Source organism: Pseudomonas sp. GL-R-19 (assembly GCF_019956375.1).
Taxonomy (GTDB): domain Bacteria; phylum Pseudomonadota; class Gammaproteobacteria; order Pseudomonadales; family Pseudomonadaceae; genus Aquipseudomonas.
Genome location: NZ_JAHBDJ010000025.1, coordinates 72,674 through 81,031, shown reverse-complemented (window position 1 = coordinate 81,031; position 8,358 = coordinate 72,674). Strand labels below are relative to the sequence as shown.

At 58.2% G+C, this 8,358-nt stretch carries 6 protein-coding genes and 1 rRNA gene; 2 read left to right on the top strand and 5 right to left on the bottom strand.

Annotated elements, in window-relative coordinates:
• The first annotated feature begins 187 nt into the window (after nucleotides 1-187).
• Nucleotides 188-303: ribosomal RNA gene (gene rrf, locus KGA83_RS15065) — 5S ribosomal RNA — on the top strand.
• Nucleotides 304-408: 105 nt separating this feature from the next.
• Here rrf and KGA83_RS15060 read toward each other — a convergent pair.
• From KGA83_RS15060 to KGA83_RS15040, 5 genes are all read right to left on the bottom strand, one after another.
• Nucleotides 409-876 carry an SRPBCC family protein gene (locus KGA83_RS15060; RefSeq protein WP_223530047.1) on the bottom strand — a complete coding sequence of 156 codons (468 nt, stop codon included), beginning with the start codon at nucleotides 874-876 and terminating at the stop codon, nucleotides 409-411.
• Between the two features lie 23 nt (nucleotides 877-899).
• On the bottom strand, nucleotides 900-4,310 hold the full coding sequence (locus KGA83_RS15055; protein WP_223530045.1) for a non-ribosomal peptide synthetase: 3,411 nt from the start codon (nucleotides 4,308-4,310) through the stop codon (nucleotides 900-902).
• 13 nt (nucleotides 4,311-4,323) lie between these two features.
• The gene (locus KGA83_RS15050; RefSeq protein WP_223530043.1) at nucleotides 4,324-5,253 is read right to left on the bottom strand and encodes a diiron oxygenase; all 930 of its coding nucleotides are present in this window, start codon (nucleotides 5,251-5,253) and stop codon (nucleotides 4,324-4,326) included.
• Nucleotides 5,250-6,026: a DUF3050 domain-containing protein gene (locus KGA83_RS15045; RefSeq protein WP_108219927.1), complete on the bottom strand. Its 777-nt coding sequence runs from the start codon at nucleotides 6,024-6,026 to the stop codon at nucleotides 5,250-5,252. The genes KGA83_RS15050 and KGA83_RS15045 overlap by 4 nt, the downstream gene beginning before the upstream one ends.
• A 731-nt stretch (nucleotides 6,027-6,757) precedes the next feature.
• Nucleotides 6,758-7,468: a GntR family transcriptional regulator gene (locus KGA83_RS15040; protein ID WP_108219928.1), complete on the bottom strand. Its 711-nt coding sequence runs from the start codon at nucleotides 7,466-7,468 to the stop codon at nucleotides 6,758-6,760.
• Nucleotides 7,469-7,663: 195 nt separating this feature from the next.
• On the opposite strand from KGA83_RS15040, the gene lapG reads away from it, so the two are divergent.
• On the top strand, nucleotides 7,664-8,356 hold the full coding sequence (gene lapG / locus KGA83_RS15035; protein WP_108219929.1) for a cysteine protease LapG: 693 nt from the start codon (nucleotides 7,664-7,666) through the stop codon (nucleotides 8,354-8,356).
• Nucleotides 8,357-8,358: the final 2 nt, after the last annotated feature.

Sequence of the window (8,358 nt, the reverse complement as noted above, 5' to 3'; positions counted from 1 at the left end):
TCCCGAACTCAGCAGTGAAACGATGCATCGCCGATGGTAGTGTGGGGTTTCCCCATGTGAGAGTAGGTCATCGTCAAGATTAAATTCCAAAACCCCTATCTGCGCACGCAGGTAGGGGTTTTGTTTTAGTAGAAGTCACCAATTTTCACTGGCGCGTTGATGTTCTAACGAGCTGGTCACAGAATTTCTTGACGACCATAGAGCATTGGAACCACCTGATCCCATCCCGAACTCAGCAGTGAAACGATGCATCGCCGATGGTAGTGTGGGGTTTCCCCATGTGAGAGTAGGTCATCGTCAAGATTGAATTCCGAAACCCCTGTCTGCTAACGCAGACAGGGGTTTCATCGTTTCAGGGGTACTGAAAAGCCCGTTGCGGAGCCTCTCCACAACGGGCTTTTTCACATTTTAGGCAAACAGTTTCAGCACATTGTTCATTGCATCATCGGCAAAACCCTGTACGAAATCCTTGAAGCCCGGCAGCGCTTCGGTGCCTCCATGCGCCGGTTCGGCGATGATGGTCCAGGTAGCTCGGGACTTGCCCGCATCCAGTGGTTCAACGCTCATCGCTGCCCACAGATTGGCCACACCCAGGGTGTTGTAGATAGTGGTCCAGGTCATGTGCCGTGTCTGGTCGTCCCGGGAGTTGAGTTGCTCGACCACCAGGTTGCCGTCCTTGAAAAACTTTTTGCGCAGCGATGACACGCCTTCACCAGTCATCTCGATGTGCGACAGCGCCGGAATGAAGCGATCGAAGCCGGCAAAGTTACCGACTACGGCCCATACCTGCACCGCGTCGGCGGGAACGTCCACCGAGGACACCACGTGGCAGCCTTGAGGGTTTTTGATCAGGGTGTCGGGTTGCAGAGTGCTCATGGTTTTGCTCCGTTGGGGTTGAATCAGATGAAGTTGATTTCTTTGAGGTAGTCGCAACCGCGACGCAGCAGCGCCGGGGATTTTTGCGGGTAGTGCGCACCCATCAGCCGAACGCCGGCCTGGGCGTTGTCGTGCCCGATCATCGAGATATCACCGATGTCCTCCTCGAAGCCGTTGAGGTAGAACCCCAGCACGCCGAACAAGGCGTTGTCGCTGTCGACCCGACCCAGTTGCTGTTGCCAGTCGGCGACGCTGACCATCGCGAATTCACGCCCCGCCTCACGGAAGGACGCCACGTAGTTGTCCCAGCTCAAGGGCTCGGGGTTGTGCAGGTTGAATACCGCTTGTTCCGGTTGATAACGACTGGCGTGGAAGGCGATGAATCGGGCAAGAAAGTCCACCGGCATCAAGTCGAAGTTCAAGGCGAATTCCGGCACCTGGCCAAGCTGGATCGAGCCCTTGAGCATCAGCATCAGGCGGTTCTTGTGCGGCTGGCACACACCCGTGAGGCTGTTGAAGCTGATGTTGCCGGGACGGTAGAGATTGACCCGCACCCCAAGCTCCCGCGCTCGTTCGAGGATTCGCTCGCCGACCCATTTGGACAGGTTGTAGCCGTTCTTGATGTAGATGGGTGGTGTCGCTGCGGCAGGCAACTCAAGCACTCGGCCTTCGGCGGATATCGTGCTGGAGGCCGAGAGCGTCGAGACGAAATTGAAGATTTTTTTGCTGCGCCCTTCGCACAGGCGCAAACATTCGAAAATCGGCTCGACGTTGTCCCGCGCCAGCGACTCGTAGTCGAGGACGTGATTGACGTTGGCCGCGTTGTGCACCAGTGCGCCAAATTCTCGATCCAGTCGCTGGTAAGCCTCGGGTGCCAAACCGAGTTGCGGCCGCGTGATGTCTGCCGCGTAAACCCTCACCCGGCCCATATCCAGATGCTCCAGACGGTTCTCCCGCAGCGACTGGGCAAAGCGTTCGTCCGCCGATTGCCCATTGCCGTCGCGAACCAGGCAGGCGACTTCGCTGGCCCCCCAGGCCAGCAACGCCTCGACGAGATGTACGCCGACAAAACTGTTGGCGCCGGTGACGATCACCTTGTGCACATCGCCCATGCGGCTGATGGGCAACGGCTGAATATCCAGTTCGCGGAAGGCATCGCGCAGGGCCTGTTCGCTCAGTACCTCTTCACTGCCGGAGCCGCGCACCAGAGTCGCCAGTTTGGTGATGGTGGGCAGTTCGATAAAGCGGTTGATCGAGATGCTGCGCCCGAATTCCTCGCGCAGTCGCAGCAGCATGCGCGACAGCAGGATCGAGTGCCCGCCCAGATTGAAGAAGCTTTCGTCGGTGGAAATGTCGCTCGCCGGCAGCTCCAGCAACTCGGCCCAGATTTCCAGCAGCAGGGTTTCATCGGCGTTGACGGGCAGGCGCCGTGAAGGGTTATCGGTGATGCTCACGGGCAGATCCAGCAATGCCTTGCGGTCGACCTTGCCATTGCTGGCGTAAGGCATGCTTGCGAGCTCGCTCCATGCAACGGGGTGCATGTAGTCCGGCAGGTGCTGTGTCGCGTGGGTCTTCAACGCTTGGCGAGCGGTGCCGGAGAGGTCTTCCCGGGGTTGGGCAAGGAAGGCCAGAATCCGTCGCTGGCTATCGATGACCACAGCAACCTGGCGATACAGCTGGCTGTCGCGCAGGCAGCGCTCAATCTCTTCCGGCTCGACCCTGAACCCGCGAATCTTCACCTGATTATCACGCCGACCGCAGAGTTCGATCCCATCAGCCGTCCACTTCGCCATGTCCCCGGTGCGATAGACACGCAGGCTCCGGCCATCAGGCAGACTCAGGTCCAGATAGCGCTCGGCGGTTTGATGCGGGTTGTTCAGGTAACCCAGGCACACACCCGGGCCGGCGATGTACAACTCACCGACGGTCTGTTCGGCCACCGGTTGAAAGTCGTCATCGAGAATCAACACCTGGCTGTTGGCGATCGGTGCACCCAGCGAGCGGTTGTGGTCGCCTGCCTGGAGCCGCCGCGCGGTAATCAGCACCGTGGCTTCGGTTGGCCCGTAGAGGTTGTAGAGCTTGCCCTGACGGCTCAGTTGCTCGATGACCCACGGCTCGCAGACATCGCCGCCGGTCATCACATGATCCAGGCACTGCAACTGCTCCAGTGGCAGGATGCTCAACAAGGCGGGCGGCAAAAAGGCGTGGGTCAGTTGTCGACGACGAATCAGTTCCGCAAGTTGCAGCGGATCGCGGCGTTGGTCATCGCCGGGCACGATCAGCTCGGCGCCTTGTAACAGCGTCGGGAAGATGTCGATCAGCGATGAGTCGAAACCCAACGAAGAAAACTGCAACACCCGGCTCTCGCTGGTCAGCTGCACATAGCCGGCGTACCAGTGGGTGAAGTGTGCAAGGTTGGCCTGGCTGAGCAGCACGCCCTTCGGATGACCGGTGGTGCCCGAGGTGTAGAGCACCATGCAGGGCGCATCGAGGTCGGGGCATTGGTGCATCAAGGGTTGAGTGAGGTCTGCGTCATGGACGTCGATGCGGCTGATGTCCAGGCTCGGCATCTGGCTCGCCAGGGGATGCTCGCCGTCATGCAGCAACAACACCGCGCCGGCGTTCGACAGAATGTACTGCTGACGTTGCAACGGATGGCTCGGCTCCAGCGGCAAGTACACCGCACCGCTGCCCAGAATCGCCAGGATTCCCGCATACAGCGCACTGCATTTGGGCAGGCAGATCCCGATGACTACCGGGCCTTGATGCTGATCCAGCAGCGGTCGCAAACGTTGCTCGATGGCGCGGCTATGGGCGTGTAGCTGGCGATACTCGAGGGTATTGCCAGCGATGCTCAAGGCCGGGTGGTCGGCGCTCTGGATAAATTGTTGTTCCAGCCTTTCGATCATCGGCGTTTGCGCGAGTTGCTGCAGCTGTGGGTCGGCGGTGCCATTGAGGCGATGCACGAACGCGAGGCTGTCCAGGAACCGCAGGCTCTGGATGCGCTCGAAGCGGACGGGTACGGCGGGTACGGCATGTCGAAAATAGTCGGCATCGCGCGAGTAGCGGCTGACCAGCAGCGCCACGTGGTCAACCAATGCTGTCATGGCCTGCATACGCAAAACCTGACCGTTACCCGACGGATCATCGGCAATGGGTACACGAGACAGCAGCGTTGCGCCATGGCAGCACAATACGTCCAGCGATGGCAGGCCGGACGCCTGTGGCAGCCCGAGACCCAATTGCAATGTCAGTCGTTGTGCATCCCCGATGTACTGAAACGGTGTGCCATCGTCGATCAGCAGATCAGCCTGTCCAGGCATATCGTCGAGCGCGTAGATCCGTGTCAGTGAGTGACCGTGTTGTTCGAGTTCCAGCGCCAGGTCGGTCAGGGCCTGGCTTTTTCCGGTGAGCAAAATATCGAGACGTCTCATGATGGGCTCCTCGTCAAACCAGATAGTCGCTGAGGGCGGTTTGGACGCACGGCGAATCGAGCAGCGAACTGCTGTGGAAAAACCGCACAATGTTGGCCACCAGCGGGTGATGGCGATTGATCGGGAAGGCCATTGCCGACACTTCGCTCTTGAGTGCGTGACGCGCCGCGTCGTTGATCTGCAGTGCGTCGATCAAGCGGAAGTCGAAGGACTTCTGGATGTCGTTGGTCAGGTAATGGCTAATGAACACCGGCAGGATCTGCGCGATGTACTGGCGGTCGCCTGTACTTGCGGTATGCCAGTAGATGCGTACCAGCCGCGCCCAAAAACTGGAGTGGCGCCCCTCGTCCAGCAGGTGATCGGCCATCAGGCCCTTGATCGATTGTTTGACCGTGTCGTCCTTGGCGAACGCGGCGACATCACCGGTCACCGTGTTTTCGGCGATGGCCACGCAAATGAGTTCTACAGCGCTGCGCAGGTGCTCCGGTGCCAGCGCCACGGCCGCCGGTATCGCCCGGCTCAGCTCGATCTCATCCGGCAACTCAATGGGGGTGATACCGGTCAACGCGATGGTTTGTTGCATGAAATCCATCGCCACCAGTGCGTGGTAATCCTCGTCCACCACAACCGTCATGGCGTCGTAGCGGCAGGCGAACGGGAACTCGAACGCGAAGCGATTCTTGGCGATGCTGCGGGCGGTTTTGTCGACGATCTCGGTTTCGAAAATCACTACATCGTTGATGAACTTGTAGAGCGTCTGTACCAGGGCGAAGTCGCGCTGTTCCGGGCATTCGCGCAGAAAGGTTTCGCTCAGCACCAACGGTTGGCGGCTCAAGGGGTAGATCAGTTTGTCGTCGTTCTCCAGCACGCGGCGCGGGCGTGTGCGGATGGTCGCGCGACCTTCCCAGGCGTCGGCGAAGGATTGGTAGTCGGCGGCGTTCATGCGCTCACCTCCGTGACGGATTCGTTCATGCTCAGGCGCAACCCGTCCCACAGGGCGATACGACTTTCCACGGCAGCGATGGCGCTGGCGTATACGTCTTCCTGCCGTTGCGGGTCGCTATCGACCAGTCGCGACAGGAGCTTTTCCGCTGCCGGGCCGTGGTCCTCGGAGTCGACTTCAATGTGTCGTTCGAGGTAGTAACGGAAGGTCGGCGCCTGCTCGATGCCGATGCCCCAATCGTCGAGGATGCGCTGGAACATCCGTGGGATAACGCTCTCACGACCGTGCAGAAACGCCGCCGCCACACTGTGACCCGGCGCATGCAGGGCTGTGTGTAGCGTATGGCGAACGAAACTTGCGGCCGCCGGATCGACGTTGACGCTCTGCAAGGCCACGTCGTAGCTCACGCCTTCTTGCTGCAGGGTCACGAAGCGTTCGATGGCAACGGTGCAGGCGCCGACTTCGCGCATTGCATCCAGGTACAACTCGAAGTGGCTGTAATGACCTTGGGCCGGGCGGTCATCCGACTCCTCACCCAGCACGATCTCGTTGATCAACCGCGCTGCCTGGGGATCCTGTGGCGGTAACCAGGGCAGTTGCACGCAAGTCAGCTCCTGTTGCAGGCGCTTGGTCAGTGACATGAAGTCCCACACGGCAAACACGTGGGTTTCCATGAAGCGTCGCAGGACCGCAAGCGAATGTATTTCAGAGAAAATCGGATGTTCGCTAAGTTCGGATTTTTTTTGAATCAGACGTTCTTTAGTTGGTTTCATGGATGAGCCTGTCAGTGATCTTGGGTGAGAAGCAATCAAGCACTTAAGTTCGCTGGAAGTTTTCTCCTGGCGAACGGGTGCCTCAAACGAATTGATCTTTTTCAGTGCTATAGATGCCGAATAAACAAGGCGCTGCTGCCGCTTGTGGCTGGCAACGAAGAAAAACTAATACACATATAAAGTGTCAATCAAGTTGTTTCGATATTATTTTAATATTCAACTTTTTGAAGGATGAAAAGTTTCAATAAAACTTTTCATATTGGTTTTATTTTGGCGTAGTTACTCCTTCCGGCCTATATAAGTCAGAATTGAATAAAGAGTGAATGCCTCACTCGAAGTAACTTTTTATCGGATGTCGTTGGGGGTGTCTGAGGGGGTGGAAGCAGGTCGCGAGTGATGCCGATCCTTCCGTTCCCGTAATGAGGCTCCTTCCTTCGCTTCTTGGGGCGGGGGCGACGCCATTCGCACGGCGAGTCCCCCGTTTTATTGTGTCTTGGTTACCCAGAGTGGGCGCAAATCAAGGCGTCCGCCATTACTGAGGCATCAGGCAATCGTTGCGATGGTCAGGATTGAAGGTGGCAAGGCGTTGGGTTGCGGTATGGCGTCGCAAGGGTGGTGTGGTATGGGCGCAGGGGGTTTGTAATCAAATTATTCGCGGTGCGCATTCGGGAGGAGTGTGCGGCAAGCGAGACGAACCCTCCGGTGCGCCATCCCGGACTTGCCGCTGCGGGTTACTTCGACGTGTTTTTGGCCTGTACTTCAGGGCTGTCGAGGTAGCGCGTAATGACCTCGACCCCTCGGTTCAGGTGATGTTCGAGCAGTTTCACCGAGCGTTCGACGTCCCGGTCTTCGGCGGCCTGCAACAGTGCCCGGTGGTCGTCCTGGGACAATTTGCCCAGGCCCATGGCTTCCAGGTTGAAACGCAGGAACCGCTCTTCTTCGATCAGGCCGTCTTCCACCAGTTTCAACAGCCGGCGATTGGGCGCCCGGCTGTAAAGCGCCATGTGGAACAGGCGATTGAGCCGTCCGATTTCGGTGTAGTCGTTTTGCGTTTCGAGTTCGTCGATGTAACGGGCAGCCTGTTCGAGATCTCCGTCCTGGAGCAGTGGCACCGAGAGACGCAGGGCTTCGGATTCCAGCAGGATGCGTAGCGCATAGGTTTCCACGGCGTCGCCCTGGACCAGTGGCGCGACCACGGCGCCCTTGTGGGCAATAACGTTGAGCAACGATTGCGCTTCGAGCTGGCGCAGGGCCTCGCGTACTGGCATGCGGCTGACGCCAAACAGGTCGGCGAGGTCTTGCTGGCGCAGGGCCGCACCGCAAGGAATGCGTCCGTCAAGTATCGCTGCGCGCAGGGTTTCTTCGATCACTGAGCGTGCCAGATGTGCGGGAATTGGCCCGTTGACCTTGATACTGCTGAGAGGGTTGGGCTTTTGTGTCACTAAACGCACCCTGATTGATGGAATTTTTTGGATCCAAATGACACTAGTAACTGACTGACAGCTTGTCAAACAAGCTCACGAGTGCCTTTCCTGCAGTTTAGCGCGCTGCCAGTGATTGCACTGTGCCATTGTCTTTTTCCGGTCTAACCTTCACCATTCGAACGACTCCCTCCTGCCTATCCAGGATGCCTCGCATTGGCGGCAAGTTTAACGATCCCGCGGATTTTACGCTGGCTGTGCAGCGCATTGCTGCTGGCTGGCGTGATGCTGGGCGGCTTGAGCGCCGATTGGGATTTTTCCCTGATCAGCCGGCGGGCGCAGGCATTGTACGGACCTTTGGGAGAAGGTCAGCAGCGCATCAATGATTGGCAATACTTGTTGGCCAGCCAGAAGCAGATCGGCGAGCTGGAACAACTCAATGTGGTCAATCGCTTCTTCAATAAACAACTGCGATATGTCGAAGACATCGACCTGTGGCAGGAAGTCGATTACTGGGAATCCCCGATCGAAGCCCTTTGGAAAGGCGCCGGAGACTGTGAAGACTACGCTATTGCCAAGTACTTCAGCCTGCGTCACCTCGGAGTAGCCAGTGAAAAGCTGCGTATTACCTACGTCAAGGCACTGACCCAGAATCGCGCGCACATGGTGCTGACCTACTACTCGAGTCCGGAAGCCGAGCCCCTGGTGCTCGACAGCCTGATCGATGCAATCAAGCCGGCCGGCCAGCGAAAGGATTTGCTGCCGGTCTACTCTTTCAATGCAGAAGGGTTGTGGCTGCCGGGCGCCAAGGGCAATAAGAAGGTCGGCGATACCAAACGCCTTTCGCGTTGGCAGGATGTGCTGAAAAAAATGCAGACCGAAGGATTCCCGGTCGAGACGACTAACTAGGA

Coding starts and splice junctions, on each gene's coding strand:
- KGA83_RS15060 (WP_223530047.1), bottom strand. CDS start 876: ATGAGCACTCTGCAACCCGACACCCTGATCAAAAACCCTCAAGGCTGC.
- KGA83_RS15055 (WP_223530045.1), bottom strand. CDS start 4,310: ATGAGACGTCTCGATATTTTGCTCACCGGAAAAAGCCAGGCCCTGACC.
- KGA83_RS15050 (WP_223530043.1), bottom strand. CDS start 5,253: ATGAACGCCGCCGACTACCAATCCTTCGCCGACGCCTGGGAAGGTCGC.
- KGA83_RS15045 (WP_108219927.1), bottom strand. CDS start 6,026: ATGAAACCAACTAAAGAACGTCTGATTCAAAAAAAATCCGAACTTAGC.